The following is a 19,830-nucleotide window of genomic DNA, read 5'->3' on the forward strand; positions in this document are numbered from 1 at the left end:
CAAGCGAACATCTCTTCCTTGAACCCCATACACAACAAAAAAACTCCCGAACATTTCACATCGAAATGTTCGGGAGTTTTCGTTGCAAATGTTTTTTGCAATGATAATTTCTTATAATTCTGAATCACTTTTTTTTAAATTACAATTACTGCAAAGTGTTTGTAAATTGTCAATAGTTGTTTCTCCGCCTTTTGCCCATGGTTTAACATGGTCAATATGTAATTCCAGTCCTGGAGTGTTGGCTGGAGAACGTCCACATATGCAACATTTAAAATTGTCTCGTTTTAAAACTTGAAATCTTAGTTTCAAATTAGGTTCACGGGGAGTATTATGTTTGGAATAATTCACATTAGGACTGTTAGTATTTATAATATTATCGGTTGAATTATTCTTATCTATAAACACGTATGTTCCATCTATGTATTCAAGAAAAGCTTTTAAAGTATTTCGCCATCCTCCAAATCTTCGTATATATGTATTTAAACAGTATTTTGATAAACCGTTTTTTATGTCTGTAGTGGTTGGCTGGGCTCCTTTATTAGTCCACAATCTTTCAATTTCTTCAAAAAGGTTGATATCAGTTATCTCTTTATATACAGTTGGATTTAATTCTGCGTAGGTTAAAGCATTGCTCCATGAATTGAATCTTGATAAGATAGTTTGAACTTTATAATTCCCATACTTGGAATAGTCATTAGTAGAAATGGAGTCTTTATTTAAAAGAAATGCTATTCGTTTAATGTCCTCTATAAGAGCTTCATCAGAAATTTTTATGTAATCAGTTTTACTACGGTGTGTTTCTAATCCAGCAGCTGATAAAGCACCAATCCAAGAACCAAAACAGCGTATATAAGGCGAAGCGGAATATTTCCCTTTTGATATATAATCATTTTTGGATATATATGATTTATTTAAAATAACTGATACTTTTATCAAATCTTCAATCAAGTCTTCTTTAGATAAATTTTTGTGGTACTCATTGAGCTTATATTCCATATGATCACCTCTAATAACCGTATATCATAAAAATATGTGCTTATAAAAAAGGCGGGCGTTACAGAAATACACTGCAACACCCTTTTTTCGTTATAAAGATGTCAAGTCTTACAGCTCAGCAATTACCTCGATCTCAGCAAGAACGCCCTTGGGAAGCTTTGCAACTTCTACGCAGGAGCGTGCGGGCTTGTTGGTGAAATATTCGCCGTAAACTGCGTTGAATGCGGCAAAATCGTTCATATTGTCAAGGAAGCAGGTGGTCTTGATAACATTGTCAAGAGTGCAGCCTGCCTCTGCCAGAACTGCTTTAAGGTTCTCGCAGATCTGACGGGTCTGAGCCTCGATGCCCTGAGCGTCAACATTGCCTGTTGCGGGGTTGATAGCTATCTGACCCGAGGTAAAAAGCAGATTGCCGCTCTTTACTGCCTGAGAATAGGGGCCTATTGCATCGGGTGCGTTTTTGGTGTAGATCTTTTCTGACATAATAAATTCCTCCTGATCTGATTTAGTTTTTATCATAAAGCTTGAAACCTGCTTTTGTGAGTGCGTTCTTTATTTCCTCAATGTGTGCGTGATTTCTTGTTTCAAGGGTAATTCTCAGGTAGCAGCCGTTGATGTCGCTGCCCTCGTTTGCACGCTCATGATGAACGGAGATAACATTTCCGCCCAGAGCTGCGATGATATCGGAAACACCCTTCAGCTGACCCGGCTTGTCGATAAGCTCGATGTTCAGCAGGCAAGTCCTTCCCGACTTCTGGAGACCTCTTTCAATAACACGGCTGAGGATAGTAACGTCGATATTACCGCCTGATACTAAGCATACAACGTTCTTGCCTTCAAGGTCGGGTATCTTATCAAACATAACTGCTGCAACGGGAACTGCGCCTGCGCCCTCAGCGATGAGCTTGTGCTGCTCGATAAGGGTGAGGATAGCAGAGGATATCTCGTCATCTGTAACGGTGACAATGCCGTCAACATACTCCTTGCAGAGCTGGAATGTGTGCTCGCCCGGCTCCATTACCTTGATGCCGTCTGCAATGGTGGAAACGGAGTGGAGCTTTTCGACCTTGCCGTCAGCCAGAGACTGTACCATGCTGGGTGCGCCTGCTGCCTGAACGCCGTAAACCTTTATTTCGGGCCTAAGCTTTTTAAGAGTGAATGCAACGCCTGAGATAAGTCCGCCGCCGCCTACGGGAACAACGACAGCATCTACCTGAGGAAGCTGCTCCAGAAGCTCCAGACCGATAGTTCCCTGACCTGCGATAACGTACTCGTCATCAAAGGGGTGAATGAATGTGTAGCCCTTTTCGTCACGGAGGCTTATTGCCTTTGCGTAAGCGTCATCATAAACGCCGTCAACCAGGCAGATGTCCGCACCGTAGGAACGTGTTGCCTCTATCTTGGAGATAGGAGCGGAGTCGGGCAGGCAGATAAGGGACTTGATGCCGTTCTTTGCAGCTGCCAGAGCAACGCCCTGAGCGTGGTTTCCTGCGCTGCAGGCGATAACGCCCCTTGCCTTTTCCTCGTCGGAAAGCTGGGATATCTTGTAATATGCGCCACGAACCTTGAATGAACCTGTTACCTGGAGGTTCTCTGTTTTAAGGAACACGTTGCATTTGTCAGAAATTTTATTTGAGGGGATAAGGTCAGTTCTGCGGATAACCTCTTTGAGCTTGTAAGATGCGCTGTAAACCATATCAAGTGTCAGCATAAAATATTCTCCTTTAAAATGATATTTTTCGGAAAAAATAAAAAACCTCACCCCTTTTTCAAGAGGTGAGGACAAATGTACCCACGTTACCACTCTTGTTGCGAATGTACTTACACAGTAAATACACAACGCCGCTCGTTTTCCCGTCAATCAACGGAAACTCTCTGTAACGGGAGAATCCCGCTGCTGCTTACTTGGACAAGCTGTTGGGCAGCAAAGCTCAGGGGTGATAGGAGCATATCCGAAAAGCCGCCTGCTTTCACCGTATGCAGGCTCTCTGAGGGCTTCCCTGCGGACATTCCGTCCCCGTCAGCGCATTTGTAAACTATCCGATTACTTATTATTATAGTCCATTTATTTTATTTGTCAAGGGCTTTTGGAAAATTCGGCATATTTTCATAAGTGCATTATATCTCCGTACATTTCAGCTATATATTTCGAACAGATAGTTCATTGACATAATCCGACAAAAGTGATATCATCATATTTTAGTTGGATTGTTGGAGGTCTGATGAATGCGCGGAAAAGGTAAAAATGCTATAGATATGACAGGCGGCTCCCTCTGGAAAAATATCCTTGTGTTCAGCCTGCCACTTATGATGACCCAGATGCTGGAGGTGCTTTTTAACCTCAGTGATGTTGCCATTGCGGGAAAATATGCGGACTATATCGCTCTGGGAGCGGTAGGCTCCACGGCGCTGCTGGTGTCGCTTTTTACGGGCATACTTATCGGCATGGGCGCAGGAGTTAATGTAAGAACGGCTCATCAGCTGGGAGCGGAAAAGACTTCGGGCAGCAGCGAGACTGTGGCAAGGACAGTGTATTCGGGGCTTATCGTTTGCCTTATTATCGGAATTATCCTCTGCCTTGTGTGCAATATTTTTGCCCGCCCCATGCTTGAGACTCTGAAAACCAAGGACGAGCTTATCGAAAGCGCTGTGCTTTACCTTAAAATATACGCACTGGGAATGCCTGCCATGGCGGTATATAACTTCGGCAACGGCGTTCTCAGCGCCTGCGGAGAGACAAAAAAGCCGTTGGTATATCTTTCTATAGCGGGCGTGCTGAATGTTATCCTGAACATTTTCTTTGTGGTCGTGTGCAAAAAGGCGGCGGACGGCGTTGCTATCGCCAGTGTTATCGCCCAGTATCTTTCCGCTTCAATGATAATGTGCCACCTGCTGAGGCGAAAGGACAGCTGTAAGCTGCGGCTGTCAAACAAATATTTTGACACAAGCGCCTGCGGGGGAGTGCTTATGATAGGCATACCCACGGGAATGCAGAACGCCATATTTGCCGTGGCGAACCTTTTTGTGCAGACAGGAGTAAACCATTTTGACGCTGTTATGGTTTCGGGCAATTCTGCGGCGCAGAATGCAGATACACTTATCTTCAACGTTATGGCGGCGATCTACACCGCCTGCGCAAGCTTTATCAGCCGAAATCACGGCGAGGGAAAGAATAACCGCATACTCAAAAGCTATTTTATCAGCCTGTTCTATTCCTTTGCGGCAGGCGGTATCTTCGGCGGAGCGCTGCTTTTATTCGGCAGAGAGTTTTTGTCACTGTTCACCAACGAGTCTGCCGTTGCGGAGGCAGGTATGGAAAGACTGACGATAATGGGCTGGTCATATGCCATAAGCGCCTTTATGGACTGCACCATTGCCGCTTCAAGAGGACTGGGCAAAAGCGTTGTGCCCACGATCATCGTCATCATGGGTTCCTGCGTGTTCAGGGTAATATGGGTATATACTATTTTTGCGCACTTCCAGACCATAACCTCCCTTTACCTGCTGTACAGTTTTTCATGGTCAATAACCGCAGTGGCGGAGATAATATACTTTATGCGCATCTACAAAAAGTGCATGAAAGGGTGCCTGAACTGATACATCATACAAACCCGAAAAAAAACAGACACAAAATATACCATAATGCCGTGCTAAAGTGTGGTATAATATTATAATAAGAATAATGAGTATAACAAAGGAGTTTGTTTAAATATGAGGATATCAGAATTATTTGGCAAGGGCAAGTGCGTTTTTTCCTTTGAGGTGTTCCCTCCCAAGAAAAATATGCCCTGCGACACTATTTACAGCACCCTTGACAGCCTTAAAAAGCTTGACCCCGCTTTCATAAGCGTTACATACGGCGCAGGCGGTTCTGACGGAAACAATATCACAGGAAAGATAGCTGCGCATATCAAGAACGACCTTGGCATTGAGTCTGCGGCTCACCTTACCTGCGTCAGCAACACAAAGCAGGATATAGACATTATCCTTGAAGGACTTAAAGCTGACGGCATCGAGAATATCCTTGCCCTCAGAGGCGATATCAACCCCGAGCGCCCTCCCAAGAATGATTTCCGCTATGCAAGCGACCTTATCAGATATATTAAATCTAAGGGGGATTTCCACATTTCCGCTGCCTGCTACCCCGAGTGTCATGTGGAAGCGCCCGATATGATAACCGATATCAAATATCTCAAAGAAAAAGTTGATGCAGGCGCAGAGCACCTTATGTCCCAGCTTTTCTTTGATAACAGCCATTTCTACAACTTCCTTGAAAAGGCAAGGATAGCAGACATAAACGTGCCTATCGAGGCAGGTATTATGCCCGTTGTCAACAAGAAGCAGATAGAGCGCATGGTATCCATGTGCGGCGCAAGCCTTCCCGTGAAGTTCACAAGAATGATGGCAAGATACGAGAACAATCCCGAGGCTCTCAGAGATGCGGGCATCGCATACGCCATTGACCAGATAGTTGATCTTATTTCAAGCGGTGCGGACGGTATCCACCTTTACACCATGAACAATCCTTACGTGGCTGAAAAGATATCCTCTGCCGTTTCGGGACTGCTGTAATGGTTGAAATAACGGAGATAGACAGGGACGAGGCGCTCAGATACCTTTGCTGCCACGATGAAAACAACATCGGCGAGACGGCAGGAAAGTATCTGGACGAGTGTGAGAGCAGGCTTCTGGGTGTGATCTCGCCCAAGTTCCTTTACAGATATTTTCCCCTGAGCTTCAAGGACGGCGTGCCTGTGATAAGCGGCTGTACTCTGGCGCTTAACGGCAGCGACATTGCGGCTCATCTTGAAGGCTGCTCGGGGGTAATCGTTATGTGCGCCACCGTGGGCGGCGGTGCGGACAGGCTTATACGCCGGCTTCAGGTGGAGGACATGGCAAAGGCTGTCATTGCCGACGCATTTGCGGGGGCTGCCGTTGAGCAGGTCTGCGCTAAGGCGGAAGAGATAATTAAAAAAGAATTTGACGGGAAATATTTTACCTGGCGGTATTCGCCCGGGTACGGCGATTTCCCCATAAATATGCAGAAGCAGCTGCTTGATGTGCTTGATGCCCCCAGAAAGATAGGTCTGTGCGCATCGGGCAGCAGTATGCTTACGCCGGTAAAGTCCGTTACGGCGGTAATGGGCGTTTCCGATAAGCCTCTTCCCTCAAAGAAGAGGGGCTGCATCACCTGCAATATGCGTGACGTTTGCCGTTTCAGAAAGAGAGGTACACACTGTGGATTTTAAAAAGCTGTTGTCACAGAATGAATTTATATTCCTTGACGGAGCCATGGGAACCATGCTCCAGAAAAGCGGACTTGAAGCAGGGGAGATCCCCGAGCTGCTCAATCTTACTCACCCGGATATGATAAAAAATATCCACAGAATGTATATCGACGCTGGCTCTCAGATAGTGTATGCCAACACCTTCGGCGCAAACCGCTATAAGCTGGAGGACTGCGGTCATTCCGTTGATGAGGTAATAGGCACAGGCATCGCCATTGCAAAAAAGGCGTGTGCTGAAAGCGGCAAAGAAGCATATGCGGCTCTTGATATCGGGCCTATCGGTCAGCTGCTGGAGCCTACGGGAAGCCTTACCTTTGAGGAAGCATACGACATTTTCAAGGAGCAGATGCTGGCAGGAAAGGACGCTGACGTTATCGTCCTCGAGACCATGACCGACCTTTACGAGGTCAAGGCAGCTCTCCTTGCGGCAAAGGAAAATACCGACAAGCCAGTTATCTGCACCATGACCTTTGAGAGAAACGGACGAACCTTTACAGGCTGCTCATGCTCAGCCATGGCGCTTACCCTTGAAGGACTGGGAGCGGACGCTATCGGCGTAAACTGCTCTCTCGGCCCCAAGGACCTTATGCCCGTTGTAAGCGAGATCTGCAAGTGGACAACTCTGCCAGTGGCTGTAAAGCCCAACGCAGGTCTGCCCGACCCCAACACCAACCTTTATGACGTGCTTCCCGATGAATTTGCGGAGGCTGCTTCTGAATTTGCGGCTATGGGCGTAAAGATATTCGGCGGCTGCTGCGGAACAAACCCCGACTATATCTCGGCGCTGTCCGCACGTCTTTCAAAGGAGAAATATACCGAAAGAGAATCTGTGCGCACAAAGGGCGCAAGCATTCCTGCGGCAGTATGCTCATATTCCAACACGGCTGTTATCGACCAGCCCAGAATTATCGGCGAGCGTATCAACCCCACAGGCAAGAAGCGCTTTAAGGAAGCGCTGAAAAGCGGCGATATCGACTATATTCTCTGTCAGGCTATCGAGCAGGCAGGCGCAGGTGCGGATATCCTGGACGTAAACGTGGGGCTCCCCGATATTGACGAAAAGGCTATGATGGTAAGGACAGTCAAGGCTCTCCAAAGCGTTACCGACCTGCCTCTGCAGGTGGATTCCACTATCCCTGAGGTGTTGGAAGCGGCTCTTCGTGTGTATAACGGCAAGGCAATAGTAAACTCGGTAAACGGCGAGGAAAAGTCACTTGAACGCATACTTCCCATCGTAAAGAAGTACGGCGCCGCCGTTGTAGGACTTGCCCTTGACGAGAACGGTATCCCTCCCAAGGCGGAGCAGCGCTTTGCCATTGCGGAGAAGATAATGAACAGAGCGGTTGCAATGGGTATCCCCAAGCGTGATGTTTTCATCGACTGCCTTACCCTTACCGCATCGGCTCAGCAGGAGGGCGTTATGGAGACCGTAAAGGCTCTCCATAGGGTAAAGACCGAGCTGGGACTTAAAACAGTCCTGGGTGTATCGAATATCTCTTTCGGTCTGCCAAACCGTGAGCTTATCAACAGCAACTTTTTGCAGATATGCCTGGTAAGCGGTCTTGACCTGCCTATCATCAACCCCAATGTGGCGGCTATGACGGGCGCTGTAAGAGCATACAAGCTCCTTGCAAATATCGACAAGGACTCCATGGAGTTCATTGCCGCATATAATAACGCCGCCCCTGCTCCTGCCGCAAATGCAGGCACAGCAAGAAAGGAAAATGCCACTGCCGAGGGACTTCTCTTTGCAGTACAGAACGGACTTAAAAGCGAGGGAGCGGCTATTACCGAAAAGCTCCTTGAGACCACCGACCCGATGATAATAGTTGACGATATGCTTATCCCTGCCCTTGACAAGGCGGGAGCGGATTTCGAGAGCGGAAAGATATTCCTTCCCCAGCTCATATTGTCCGCAGGCGTTGCACAGGCAGCGTTTGAGGTGATAAAGTCAAAGATAAGCACAGGCGACAGCAGCGTATCAAAGGGTAAGGTCGTCCTTGCAACAGTAAAGGGCGATATCCACGATATCGGCAAGAACATCGTAAAGGTGCTGCTTGAAAACTACGGCTATGAGGTCATCGACCTTGGAAGAGACGTGGAGTATCAGGCAGTGGTCGATGCCGCAAAGATCGACGGCGTAAAGCTTGTGGGACTTTCGGCACTTATGACAACCACGCTCAAATCAATGGCGGATACCATTGAGCTTGTTAAAAAGGAAAGACCCGACTGCAAGATAGTCGTAGGCGGAGCAGTCCTTACTCCCGAATATGCCGAGAAGATCGGCGCAGATTATTATGCAAGGGACGCAAAGGCAACTGTTGACGCAGCAAAAGAAGTTTACGGAAACTGATATGATAATAACAACGCCCCCGTTTCGGCTGAAGCGGGGGCGTTGTTTCGTTCATCTGCTATTAAAAAAACGCCCCCACTTCATTGAAGTGAGGGCGCTTGTGTCAATGCTGTTATTCGGCTTCCTCCTCAGTCTCACGGGGAGGTATCTCTATCTGAAGCTGATCTTTAAGAAAATCTATCTCATACTGAAGATCATCTATCTGCTGCTGATATGCAGCTTCCTTTTCAGCTTCCTGCTTCTTAACCTTATTGGTATTTGCAAGGTCAATGGTGTAAAGTGCTGTAACGATAACCGCAAATGCCGTAAGTCCTGCGGTGAGAGGATTGAGCCAGCCCTTGTTTTCTTCCTTTTCGGTGATAAGCTCCGCAATTCCTGTATGAGCAAGCGCCTTGGAAAGTGCAAAGTAAAGAGGTACTGCGATAACGCACGCAAGAACTCCGTTTATTGTCGAGGTTATTGCATTCACGCCTGTGAGCTTGAGTGCAACGGAAACAGGCTCGCCGAGAAGTATCTGGCTGATGAATGTCTTGAGCAGGTAAAGCACGATATATACCAGCTGACCTGCAACTGCCGCCCAGATAACTGCGCTCTTTTCATTTTTTGAGTGCTTTCTGATATGGCCTGCGGTAAAACCCATTGCAAACTTTGAGAAGAATGTGTAGGGTGCGGAAACGATGTACACGGGGTCGAACAGGTCATAAAGCGCTGCGCCGATACCTGATGAAAGACCGCCTCTCAGTCGTCCGAAAAGCAGACCTGCCAGCAGGCACATGGAGTTGCCCAAATGTATTCTTGTTACCAGACCGCCGTTAGGTATTTTTATCTGGAGATAGTTGCCTACATAAACCAGCGCCGCCATAAGACCTACGGTAACGATGGAATAAAGACGTTTGTTTTTTACTGTTGTTGCCATTGGTAATTCCCCCTTGGATCATATCCATATACTCATATCATATATTCCTATATGTTATATATGATATAATACCCATTTTTGCGGCTTATGCAAGCTGTACACAAAAAATGCACATTATGGCGCTTTTGTGCATTGTGATATATCTTATTATCATATCATCTGCCTGAATTGGCAGATATATACATTGAATAAAGGGAAAAACCAGCCCATATTCCACTTTATAAAAATGATGCACATTTTACGGGTGGGAATATGAGCTGATATTGTATATTTGCTACAAACTGCGTATGTTACATTTATTTAACATTTGCTGAGCGTATCATATCAAGGAAATACTCATGCACTGTTGTATCCTCCGAAAGCTCGGGGTGGAATGCGCAGGCAAGCATATTTCTGTCCCTTGCGGCGGTTATCTTGCCGTCTGTGACGGAAAGCACCTTTGTTTCACCGTAAATCTCGGGGATATATGGGGCACGGATAAATACCATGGGTATCTCTCTGCCGGCAAAGTCGCCCTTTGCCGCAAAGCTGCCCAGCTGCCTGCCATAGGCGTTGCGCTTTGCTTCGATATCCATTACCGCCAGATGAGGCTCCTCGCCGTCTATCTTTTTGGCAAGGAGGATAAGACCTGCGCAGGTGCCGAAAACGGGCATACCCTTTGTTATCATAGCTTTAAGCTCGTCATATATATCAAGCTCACGGAGCAGCTTGCCCATAACGGTGCTTTCGCCGCCCGGGATTATGATGCCGTCCATGCTCTTTTGTATATCGCTTTTCTGACGTATCTCAAAAGACTGCACGCCAAGCTTTGACAGCATTTTTTCATGCTCTATGAATGCTCCCTGCAAAGCAAGAACGCCGATATTCATATTACTTTCCTCTTTCTGCCATGAGCAGCTCTATTTCCTGCTCGTTGATGCCTACCATTGCCTCGCCAAGGTCTTCGGAAAGCTCAGCGATAAGCTTTGCATCGGTGTAGTTGGTAACAGCCTTTACAATAGCAGCGGCACGCTTTTCGGGATTGCCCGACTTGAAGATACCGCTTCCCACAAACACGCCCTCTGCGCCCAGCTGCATCATAAGGGAAGCGTCTGCGGGAGTTGCAACGCCGCCTGCTGCGAAGTTTACTACGGGCAGCTTGCCGTTCTCGTGAACGTACAGCACCAGGTCATAGGGAACACGCAGCTCCTTTGCAGCGTCGAAAAGCTCGTCGGCGCTCATGGAGACCAGACGTCTTATCTCGCTCTGCATCATTCTCATGTGGCGTACAGCCTGAACAACGTCGCCTGTGCCGGGTTCGCCCTTAGTCCTTATCATGGAAGCGCCCTCGTTGATCCTGCGGAGAGCCTCGCCCAAGTCCTTTGCGCCGCATACGAAGGGAACGTCAAAGGCGGTCTTGTCGATGTGGTACTTGTCATCGGCGGGGGAGAGAACTTCGCTCTCGTCGATGTAGTCTATTTCAATGGCCTGGAGTATCTGAGCCTCAGCAAAATGACCGATACGGCATTTTGCCATTACGGGGATAGAAACAGCTTCCTGAATGCCCTTTATCATCTTGGGGTCGCTCATTCTGGAAACGCCGCCTGCTGCACGGATATCGGCAGGTATTCTTTCCAGCGCCATAACTGCGCAGGCACCTGCTGCCTCGGCGATCTTTGCCTGCTCGGGAGTGGTAACGTCCATTATAACGCCGCCCTTGAGCATCTGGGCAAGGTTCTTATTAAGCTCGTATCTTTCGTTTTTCATATCATTTCCTCCTTGGACCGTATCTGTTGTGGTGAGACCATAATAACGCCCGTGGGGAAAATAATCAAACACGATGAAAAAAATACATATTTACTATCTTTTGTGAATATATGCCAAATCACTCTGCTGTAATCATCGCCATATTGTGATATGTTCATATGATAGTATTTGCCTATGAAAAATATAAAAGAGTGCCACGTGAAAATGCTGCATAATTTCACGTGGCACTTTATATTGATATTTGTGCGATTTGCAGATAAGTTGAATTAACATTCGGTTCATATTATCACTGCCCGGAGGTTTCGTGTATTTCCGCATATCCGCCTGTAAATTCGGTGGTCTCCGCATTTGTGCCGGTCATGACCTCCGATACGGAGCGGATAGTTTCCGCCAGCCTTGCGGTGGGACGTTCGGTGAGGGAAGCGTCTATGGAGAAAACGTGATCTTCGGAAAATGCGGAGAGCTGTTCAGCCAGCCCGCTGTCAAAATCAGATGCGGAAAGGGGACGGGCAAGGAAAATATACTGTGGGTCAGCCTTGATAAGCTCCTCGGCGGTGGTGGTATAGTCCGTGTCGTTTTCCGCTATGTTCCTGCCGAAAACGGAGAAAAGGTCGCCTGCAAAGCTGTCGCCTGTGCCTGCGGTTATCTCGTCGCCGTCTATATTCATGATAAAAACAATGCTTTCGCAGGAGTTTTTGGCTTCATTTACCGCTGATTTCATATCCGCAAGGGTATTTTCCGCCAGAGAATTACCCTCAATGCTTCCCGCAAATATGTCCGCAAGGGCGGCGTAATTATCGTACAGCTCTTCAAGCGATGATGGTGCGGGCAGTGTCAGCAGAGATATCCCCGCTTCGCTTAGGCGCACTGTGTCCTTGTTTGCGATAGGGCTTTGGGTGATAAGCAGCTCGGGAGCATATGAGATTATCTTGTCTATATCTGGGTTTGCGGCGCTTCCCGTTTCGGGAAGGGACATGACCTCTTCGGGAGTATCGCAGTAGCTGCTGCGGCATATGAGCCTGTCGCCGTAGCCCAGCTCATATATCATTTCAGTCACGGCAGGGGAGAGGGAGCCTACCGTCACGGGGGAAGAATTGAAGATAAGGTTCCCCGCTTCCACAGGGTAGGGCTGCGGCTCTGCCACGGTGGCTGCGGCTGGCAGGGCATCTTCATTCTCGCTTATGGCTGTGCATGAGCACAGAAGCAGCATCAGGGCTGCCGTAAATGCTGATAATAGTTTTTTCAACTCGGTATCCTCTTAAATATCCTTGTAATCGTCACCTATGAGCTTGTCCATGAATATCTCAAAGCTGTCGGCAAGGCATTTTTCGCCTGCATACACCTTTCCCTGCTCATCAAGGGACATTATTTCCGAAAATGCGTTTCCCACGGGGAAGAGGTTTTTCTCGGAATATCTTCTCAGCAGCACAAATTCATCGTGAAGGTTATCCTGCTCGTTCAGCATATGCTCCAGGGAGAAGTGAAATCCGCCGTGAAAATCATATTCCTTCATGCTCTTGCGTATTGCCTGTGCTGCGTCAACTATAAGTCCGTTGTATTTTAATATCGTGTTGGCAGCACTTGAAAGGTCAAAGTCCCACACCTTGTATGCGCAGGAGACCTTTATTATAAGCTCTGCCATGGCTTCCTTTTCGTTGCGCAGTGAGTCAAAGCCGCAGGCGGTAAGTACCTCCCTTACGGCAGGCTTTTGTTCAAAAGAATTGTTGGGCATAATGTCACGTCCTTTGTAATTCAAAATTCCTTGATATCAATTATATCATATTTTAGCACGGCAATGTGAACAAAAAGTTAAATTCAGCGTTTGGAAAATTTTATTTCAATAACTGCTTGACGAAAAAAGAGGTTTGTAATATAATATACCTATATGCGAACTGTAAAGCGGTGCTATACCCATGTTCGCTTTAGGATAGTAATTTATTAAAATTTTGAAAGGTCGTGAAAAGGAATGATACGTGCTGCTCAGGCAATGGTTAAATGTCTTGAAATGGAGGGTATCAAGGTCGTCTTCGGCTACCCCGGAGCTGCCATCTGTCCTTTTTATGACGAGCTTTACCGCTCGGATATAAAGCACGTTCTGGTGCGCCATGAAGCCAACGCAGGCCATGCGGCAAGCGGATACGCAAGGATAACCAACAAGCCTGCTGTCTGCATCGCCACATCGGGACCGGGTGCTACGAACCTGCTTACTGCCATAGCTACCGCTTATGCCGACAGTATCCCCCTTATCTGCATCACAGGTCAGGTCTCCACAGACCAGATAGGCTGCGATGTTTTCCAGGAAGTGGATATCACAGGCGCTGCGGAGCCTTTTGTTAAGTACAGCTACCTCATAAAGGACGCTGCCGAGCTTCCAAGGATTTTCAAGGAAGCGTTCCACCTTGCAGGCACAGGCAGAAAGGGTCCCGTTCTTATAGATGTCCCTGTGGACGTTCAGAACACTCTTATTGATTTTACATATCCCGAGACCGTAAAGATGCGCACCTATAAGCCCACCGTAAAGGGCAATCCCATGCAGATAAAGAAGCTGTGCGAGGCTATTGAGGACGCTGAAAGACCCCTTATCTGTGCAGGCGGAGGAGTTTTCCTTGCAGGTGCGGAGCAGGAGCTTGCGGCCTTTGCCGAAAAGGCACAGATACCTGCGGTTTCAACAATGATGGGTCTCAGCCTCTTCCCCACAGATCACCCCCTTTATCTGGGAATGCTGGGTATGCACGGAGTAAAGTCCGCAAACCGTGCGGTCAACGAGTGCGATACCATGATACTCATAGGCGCAAGAGTGGGCGACAGAGCGGTAAAATCTCCCACATTCCTTGCCGAAAACAAGAAGATAATCCATATTGATATAGACCCTGCCGAGATAGGCAAGAATATCCCCGTTGATATCCCTCTGGTAGGCGACTGCAAGGCTATCCTTTCCGAGCTTACCGAGATGATAACACCATGCAGGCGTGACAGCTGGCTGGAAGAACTGGCGGAGATAAAGAATGCTGTTCCCGAAAATGAGGAGACAAACGGCTACATCAACCCCAAAATGTTCCTCAGAAAGCTTTCGGACAAGCTTCCCGCAAACACAGTCTGCGTTGCCGATGTTGGTCAGAACCAGATCTGGTGCTGCAACAACTTTGCAATCAAGGAGGGCGGACGTTTCCTTACCACAGGCGGCATGGGAACCATGGGCTACTCAGTTCCCTGCGGAGTGGGCGCAAAAATGGCAGCTCCCGATCGTGAAGTTGTGGTTGTCTGCGGCGACGGCTCGTTCCAGATGCAGATGATGGAGCTTGCTACCATCATGCAGGAGGGCATTGCAGTTAAGATGATCATTATGAGAAACAACCGCCTCGGAATGGTAAGAGAGCTTCAGACCAAGAACTATGAAGATCATCAGATAGCCGTTCATCTGGACGGAAGCCCTGATTTTGTGGCTCTTGCCCGTTCCTACGGCATTGAGGCTGACAGAGTTGTTACCATGGCAGAGGCTGAGGAGAAGATAGACAAGCTGGTTAATTCCGACAAGCCCTATCTCCTTGAATGCAATGTCTATAAGCTTGAATCCACACTTTAATTTTTGATAGATCAGAAAGGTGTCCGTGCATATGAAGCATACAATTTCCATTCTCGTTGAAAACCATGCAGGCGTGCTTTCACGCGTTTCGGGACTTTTCTCACGCAGAGGCTTCAATATCGACAGCCTTGCAGTGGGCGTTACCGATGATCCCGAGGTTTCCAGAATCACGATCGTTGCCGACGGCGACGAGCATACAGCTCAGCAGCTTGAAAAGCAGCTCAACAAGCTTGTTGATACCATCAAGGTACGCACTCTTGAGCCTGAGGAGCTTCTTGCAAGAGAGCTTCAGCTCATCAAGGTCTGCGCAACTCCCGCTCAGAGAGGCGAGATACTCACTATCTGCGAGATAATGGGCGCAAGAATAGTTGATATGACCGCAAATACCCTTACCATTGAGATCTCCGACTCTCCCGTTCATCTCAAGAGAATGCACGACCTTATCGCAGGCTACGGCATCAAGGAGATCGTCCGTACAGGTGTTATCGCTATCCAGAAGGGCAGCGTTACCATCAAGTAATCACGTTTTTGAAGCATTGCGCTTTGAAATATATACTTATATATCCATTATTTCTATAGGAGGAATTTTAAAATGGCTAATAAGATTTTCTATCAGTCTGACTGTGACCTGGGCAGACTCGACGGCAAGACCGTTGCTATCATTGGTTACGGCTCTCAGGGACATGCTCATGCCCTTAACCTCAAGGACAGCGGCGTAAACGTTGTTGTAGGTCTTTACGAAGGCTCCAAGAGCAAGGCTAAGGCTGAGGCTCAGGGACTTAAGGTACTTTCCGTAAGCGAGGCTGCTAAGGTTGCCGACATCGTTATGATCCTTATCCCCGATGAAAAGCAGGCTGATGTTTATAAGAGCGACATCGCTCCTTATATGACTGCAGGCAAGACACTTGCTTTTGCACACGGCTTCAACATTCACTTCGGCTGCATCGTTCCCCCCAAGGACGTTAACGTTATCATGATCGCTCCCAAGGGCCCCGGACACACTGTAAGAAGTGAGTACCAGGCAGGCAAGGGTGTTCCCTGCCTTATCGCTGTTGAGCAGGACGCTACAGGCGACGCTCAGGATATCGGTCTTGCATACGCTCTCGGTATCGGCGGCGCAAGAGCAGGCGTTCTCGAGACTACATTCAGAACTGAGACCGAGACTGACCTCTTCGGTGAGCAGGCTGTTCTCTGCGGCGGCGTTTGCGCTCTCATGCAGGCAGGCTTCGAGACCCTCGTTGAGGCCGGCTACGATCCCAGAAACGCTTACTTTGAGTGCATCCACGAGATGAAGCTCATCGTTGACCTTATCTATCAGTCCGGTTTTGCAGGCATGAGATACTCCATCTCCAACACTGCTGAGTACGGCGACTATGTAACTGGTCCCAAGCTCGTAACAGAAGAGACCAAGAAGACCATGAAGAAGATCCTTTCCGATATCCAGGACGGTACCTTTGCAAAGGAATTCCTCCTCGATATGTCTCCCGCAGGCAGACAGGTTCACTTCAAGGCTATGCGTAAGCTTCACGCTGAGCACCCCTCCGAGAAGATCGGTGAGGAGATCCGTAAGCTTTACAGCTGGAACGGTGAGGACAAGCTCATCAACAACTGATTTTATCAGTAATAACACAAATGCCGCAGAGCTTTCTGCGGCATTTTTTATAGGTGATGTTATCGGCAAGAATGATTAAGTCAATAGACAACCAATAATTTAGCCGATCCCACCGCAAGCCTTTCGGTAAAAATAACACCTTTGCCTTGATTTTATTTGTGCTGATTTTTTTATTTTGCTGTTTTGCCTCTTGGCTTATTGCTGTCTTATCAATAATTCAGCGACATTACCGAGTCCTTGAAAATTATCTTTCCCTTGATCTGTATCATTCCTATGGAAAATGAGGGCGAGTCTATCTTTTCAAGCAATGCCTCCACTGCGACATTCGCCATCTGTGCGGTATTTACTTCTATGGTGGTTATGTTCGGAACGCTTATGCTGCTGTAAACCGAGTTATCAAACCCCGTGACTGATATATCCTCGGGAACCCTGTATCCGCTTTCTTTCAGCTGTGTGATAAGGTGGCAGGCGGTCTCGTCACAGTTGCACACAAAGGCTGTGGGCATTATCAGCGGCAATGATATCGGCATCATCTTTCCTGTGGCTGTGTCACGGTCGCTTATAAGGAAATAGTCCCTCAGTGGAAGATCATGCTCTATAAGCGACTTTACATATCCCAGATATCTGTCCTGAATACTGCTGGTGGTGTGGATATTCCCCACAAATGCAATGTTCTTGTGACCGTTATGTATAAGGTGGTTGGTCATTTCATAGCTTGCGTAAAAGCTGTCGCAGACGATACAGCTGCCCGATGTAAGCTCGTCATAGAAATCAAGGAACACCACGGGTATCTTCGTATCCGTGACCGCACGGATATATGCTGCGGATATCTGACCCAGCACGATTATCCCGTCAACACGCTGATGAAAAAATATATCGGGGAGGATAACGTTCTCCTCATTTTTGGCCGTAAGAGTATGGAAAAGGGCGTAGTTTCCGTGCTGCTGGAGTGCTTTTGATATGCCGTGAATGAATTTGAAATAGAATGAATTGTCAGAAATAAATCTTTCCGCTACGATGATGCCGATGTTGCTGCTGCGGGAGGATTTCTTTTTTGTCTCTACGTCAAATTTGTAGCCCATTTCATCGGCAGTGCGCTTTACCTTGCTTCTAAGCTCTGCGCTGACGCCGCTTTTGCCCGTCAATGCTTTTGATACGGCGGCGACGCTTATTTCCAGCTTATCTGCAATGTCACGCATGGTTACGCTTTTGCTCATTTCAGTGACCACCTTCCTGGTATTTCATATTACTATAATATCATATTTTTAACCTGATTTCAACCCGTTTTGACGATAAAAAACCAAAGAAAATAAAGTTAACAAAACAAGCCTAAACGTTTTTATTAACACGATATACAGATTAACTTAACTTGACGTATTAAACTTATTATGAATAAATGATTATATAAATATCTCTGAAACGATTTAGCAAATGTGATGAAAAGGTGAAAACGATTTCTCAAAACGGTAAAATAGTGTGCAGTTTCCACAATATGGAACCGAAATGATGTGCATATTATACTGTAATCAGCTAAAAATAAGTCAAGGTTGTGGAATATGCAATATGTTAACAAAATCAGGTTGGTAAAAACGCCGCTTCTTGCCTTTTAGTCTTGACATATATGTTCATATTGCTATAATTAAGACATCGCAAACACCTACGGCACTGTTAATTTTATTAGGAGGTTTTACAATGAATATGAAATTCAAGAGAGCAGCAGCTGCTTGTGCAGCTGTAATGATGGCAGGCACATTCTTCACCGCCTGCGGCGACAACGCATCTACAGGTGACACAACCACTACCGCAGCTAATTCCGCTGAGACCACTGCTGCTGCAAACGGCGCTTCCGATGACACTCAGGCTGACACTCAGGCTGACACACAGGCAGCTGAGGGCAACTCCGAGATCTCCGGCACAATCAAGGTTCTTCACCACCGTACCGACCGTGACCAGGACGGCACAATGGCAAAGCTTACCGAGGGCTTCAACGCTCTTTATCCTAACGTAACAGTTGAGTATCAGTCCTTCACCAACTACGCTGACGACATTGCAACAATGATGCAGTCCGACAACTACGGCGACGTACTTATGACTCCTCAGGCACTCAAGCAGGCTGATCTTCCCAACTTCTTCGCTTCCTTCGGTTCCTACGATGACCTTTCCCAGAAGTACTACTGGCTGGAAAACTACAGCGTTGACGGAAGCGTATATGCGCTTCCTACAGGCGGTACAGCATCCGGCGTTCTTTACAACAAGAAGGTCTGGGCAGACGCAGGAATCACCGAACTTCCCAAGACAACAGAGGAATTCGTTCAGTGCCTCGGCAAGATCGCTGAAAACACCGACGCTATTCCTTACTATACAAACTACAATGCAAGCTGGTGCATTACCCAGTGGCAGTCACTGGTAGTAGGCGCTTCCGGAAATCCCTCCTACAACATCGACCTCCTTACAAACAAGGAAGAGCTTTTCTCCAAGGGCAGCCCCTATGATGCAGTTTACGGCACACTCTTTGACATCTACGCTGATCCCAAGCTCCACGAAGAAGATCCTATGACCACTGACTGGGAAGGCTGCAAGCCTGCATTCGCTCAGGGCAAGATCGGCACAATGGTTCTCGGTTCATGGGCTATCAGCCAGTTCCAGGAAGCTGCTGAGCAGGTAGGCGCTGATCCCGCAGATGTTGGATATATGCCTTTCCCCAACAGCGTTGACGGACAGATCTACTCCGTTTCCCAGAACGACTACATGATGAGCGTTAACAAGAACTCCTCCAACATAGACGCTGCTATGGCGTATGCTACATGGTTCTGCACCGATTCCGGATTTGCACAGAACGAGGGCGAGATCTCCGGTCTTAAGGGCGCTGCAATGCCTGAGACACTTGCTTCCTTCGATGAGCTTGGCGTACAGCTGTTCGTTGAGACCGCTGCTCCCGAGAACCTCATGGGCAAGTGGGACGAGATCGCAAAGGCTTCCGAGGTAGATCCTTGGGGCGACGCTTCCACCAACTACAAGTTCAGAATGGCTGAGGCAGCATTCAAGGGCGAGGGCAGAGATTCCTATGACAAGATCTGCGCTGACGTAAACGCTGCTTGGGACAAGACAAGAGACGAGATCCTCGGCTAATAGCTTTCCATTCATAGATCCCCGTGCGGCTCGCATATGCGATATGCGGGCTGCACACAAGGGAACTTAATATTGGCATTTTCTCCAATTTGATTTTTTTCATATGCCTCCGGGTAAAACCGGAATCTTTTCTCCCTACGCAGTAAACGGCGCATGGCGATACATTTGTATCAGGACCCACAAGCCATGCGCAGGTTTACCGCTCCG

The 19,830-nt window shown here is 47.6% G+C and carries 17 protein-coding genes; 8 read left to right on the forward strand and 9 right to left on the reverse strand.

The features are described from left to right. Positions 1–111: 111 nt before the first annotated feature. The 3 genes from OCV68_RS00090 to ilvA form a co-directional block, all read right to left on the reverse strand. Positions 112–996, reverse strand: a complete 885-nt coding sequence (locus OCV68_RS00090) for an HNH endonuclease (protein WP_262570000.1) — start codon at positions 994–996, stop codon at positions 112–114. A 108-nt stretch (positions 997–1,104) separates the two neighbouring features. Further along, positions 1,105–1,479 (reverse strand): RidA family protein, encoded by a 375-nt coding sequence (locus OCV68_RS00095; RefSeq protein ID WP_262570002.1) that lies wholly within the window; start codon positions 1,477–1,479, stop codon positions 1,105–1,107. A 22-nt stretch (positions 1,480–1,501) separates the two neighbouring features. Beyond that, positions 1,502–2,707: a threonine ammonia-lyase gene (gene ilvA / locus OCV68_RS00100; protein WP_022475543.1), complete on the reverse strand. Its 1,206-nt coding sequence runs from the start codon at positions 2,705–2,707 to the stop codon at positions 1,502–1,504. Between the two features lie 515 nt (positions 2,708–3,222). On the opposite strand from ilvA, the gene OCV68_RS00105 reads away from it, so the two are divergent. The 4 genes from OCV68_RS00105 (at position 3,223) to OCV68_RS00120 (ending at position 8,637) form a co-directional block, all read left to right on the forward strand. Further along, positions 3,223–4,593 (forward strand): MATE family efflux transporter, encoded by a 1,371-nt coding sequence (locus OCV68_RS00105; protein WP_262570003.1) that lies wholly within the window; start codon positions 3,223–3,225, stop codon positions 4,591–4,593. Between the two features lie 114 nt (positions 4,594–4,707). Then, positions 4,708–5,568, forward strand: coding sequence for a methylenetetrahydrofolate reductase [NAD(P)H] (gene metF, locus OCV68_RS00110; protein WP_262570004.1), 861 nt, complete (start codon positions 4,708–4,710; stop codon positions 5,566–5,568). Continuing rightward, positions 5,568–6,245: a vitamin B12 dependent-methionine synthase activation domain-containing protein gene (locus OCV68_RS00115; RefSeq protein WP_022475546.1), complete on the forward strand. Its 678-nt coding sequence runs from the start codon at positions 5,568–5,570 to the stop codon at positions 6,243–6,245. The genes metF and OCV68_RS00115 overlap by 1 nt, the downstream gene beginning before the upstream one ends. Beyond that, complete coding sequence (locus OCV68_RS00120) at positions 6,235–8,637, forward strand: homocysteine S-methyltransferase family protein (RefSeq protein ID WP_262570005.1); 2,403 nt, start codon at positions 6,235–6,237, stop codon at positions 8,635–8,637. Before OCV68_RS00115 ends, OCV68_RS00120 begins: the two co-directional genes overlap by 11 nt. Positions 8,638–8,749: 112 nt before the next feature. Here the strand turns inward: OCV68_RS00120 and OCV68_RS00125 are convergent, their stop codons facing one another. The 5 genes from OCV68_RS00125 to OCV68_RS00145 form a co-directional block, all read right to left on the reverse strand. Continuing rightward, positions 8,750–9,553: an ECF transporter S component gene (locus OCV68_RS00125; protein WP_022475548.1), complete on the reverse strand. Its 804-nt coding sequence runs from the start codon at positions 9,551–9,553 to the stop codon at positions 8,750–8,752. A gap of 296 nt (positions 9,554–9,849) precedes the next feature. After that, entirely contained in the window at positions 9,850–10,422 is a 573-nt protein-coding gene (gene pdxT / locus OCV68_RS00130) for a pyridoxal 5'-phosphate synthase glutaminase subunit PdxT (RefSeq protein ID WP_262570007.1), read from the reverse strand. A 1-nt stretch (position 10,423) separates the two neighbouring features. Next, on the reverse strand, positions 10,424–11,299 hold the full coding sequence (gene pdxS / locus OCV68_RS00135) for a pyridoxal 5'-phosphate synthase lyase subunit PdxS (protein WP_147622457.1): 876 nt from the start codon (positions 11,297–11,299) through the stop codon (positions 10,424–10,426). A gap of 286 nt (positions 11,300–11,585) precedes the next feature. Further along, complete coding sequence (locus OCV68_RS00140) at positions 11,586–12,545, reverse strand: ABC transporter substrate-binding protein (protein ID WP_262570008.1); 960 nt, start codon at positions 12,543–12,545, stop codon at positions 11,586–11,588. A 12-nt stretch (positions 12,546–12,557) separates the two neighbouring features. Continuing rightward, positions 12,558–13,031: an SUKH-3 domain-containing protein gene (locus OCV68_RS00145; RefSeq protein WP_262570010.1), complete on the reverse strand. Its 474-nt coding sequence runs from the start codon at positions 13,029–13,031 to the stop codon at positions 12,558–12,560. A gap of 234 nt (positions 13,032–13,265) precedes the next feature. On the opposite strand from OCV68_RS00145, the gene ilvB reads away from it, so the two are divergent. From ilvB to ilvC, 3 genes are all read left to right on the forward strand, one after another. Beyond that, a complete protein-coding gene (gene ilvB, locus OCV68_RS00150) occupies positions 13,266–14,882 on the forward strand; it encodes a biosynthetic-type acetolactate synthase large subunit (RefSeq protein ID WP_262570012.1) in 1,617 nt (538 codons plus the stop codon). Positions 14,883–14,913: 31 nt separating this feature from the next. Then, positions 14,914–15,402 (forward strand): acetolactate synthase small subunit, encoded by a 489-nt coding sequence (gene ilvN / locus OCV68_RS00155; RefSeq protein ID WP_022475554.1) that lies wholly within the window; start codon positions 14,914–14,916, stop codon positions 15,400–15,402. 72 nt (positions 15,403–15,474) lie between these two features. Beyond that, entirely contained in the window at positions 15,475–16,494 is a 1,020-nt protein-coding gene (gene ilvC / locus OCV68_RS00160) for a ketol-acid reductoisomerase (protein WP_022475555.1), read from the forward strand. Between the two features lie 209 nt (positions 16,495–16,703). Here ilvC and OCV68_RS00165 read toward each other — a convergent pair whose 3' ends face one another. Beyond that, entirely contained in the window at positions 16,704–17,711 is a 1,008-nt protein-coding gene (locus OCV68_RS00165) for a LacI family DNA-binding transcriptional regulator (protein WP_147622453.1), read from the reverse strand. Between the two features lie 475 nt (positions 17,712–18,186). Between OCV68_RS00165 and OCV68_RS00170 the strand changes: the two genes are divergently transcribed. Further along, the gene (locus tag OCV68_RS00170; RefSeq protein ID WP_022475557.1) at positions 18,187–19,623 is read left to right on the forward strand and encodes an ABC transporter substrate-binding protein; all 1,437 of its coding nucleotides are present in this window, start codon (positions 18,187–18,189) and stop codon (positions 19,621–19,623) included. The last annotated feature ends 207 nt before the right edge of the window (positions 19,624–19,830 follow it).

The organism is Huintestinicola butyrica (assembly GCF_025567215.1).
GTDB classification, from domain to species: Bacteria; Bacillota; Clostridia; order Oscillospirales; family Ruminococcaceae; genus Huintestinicola; species Huintestinicola butyrica.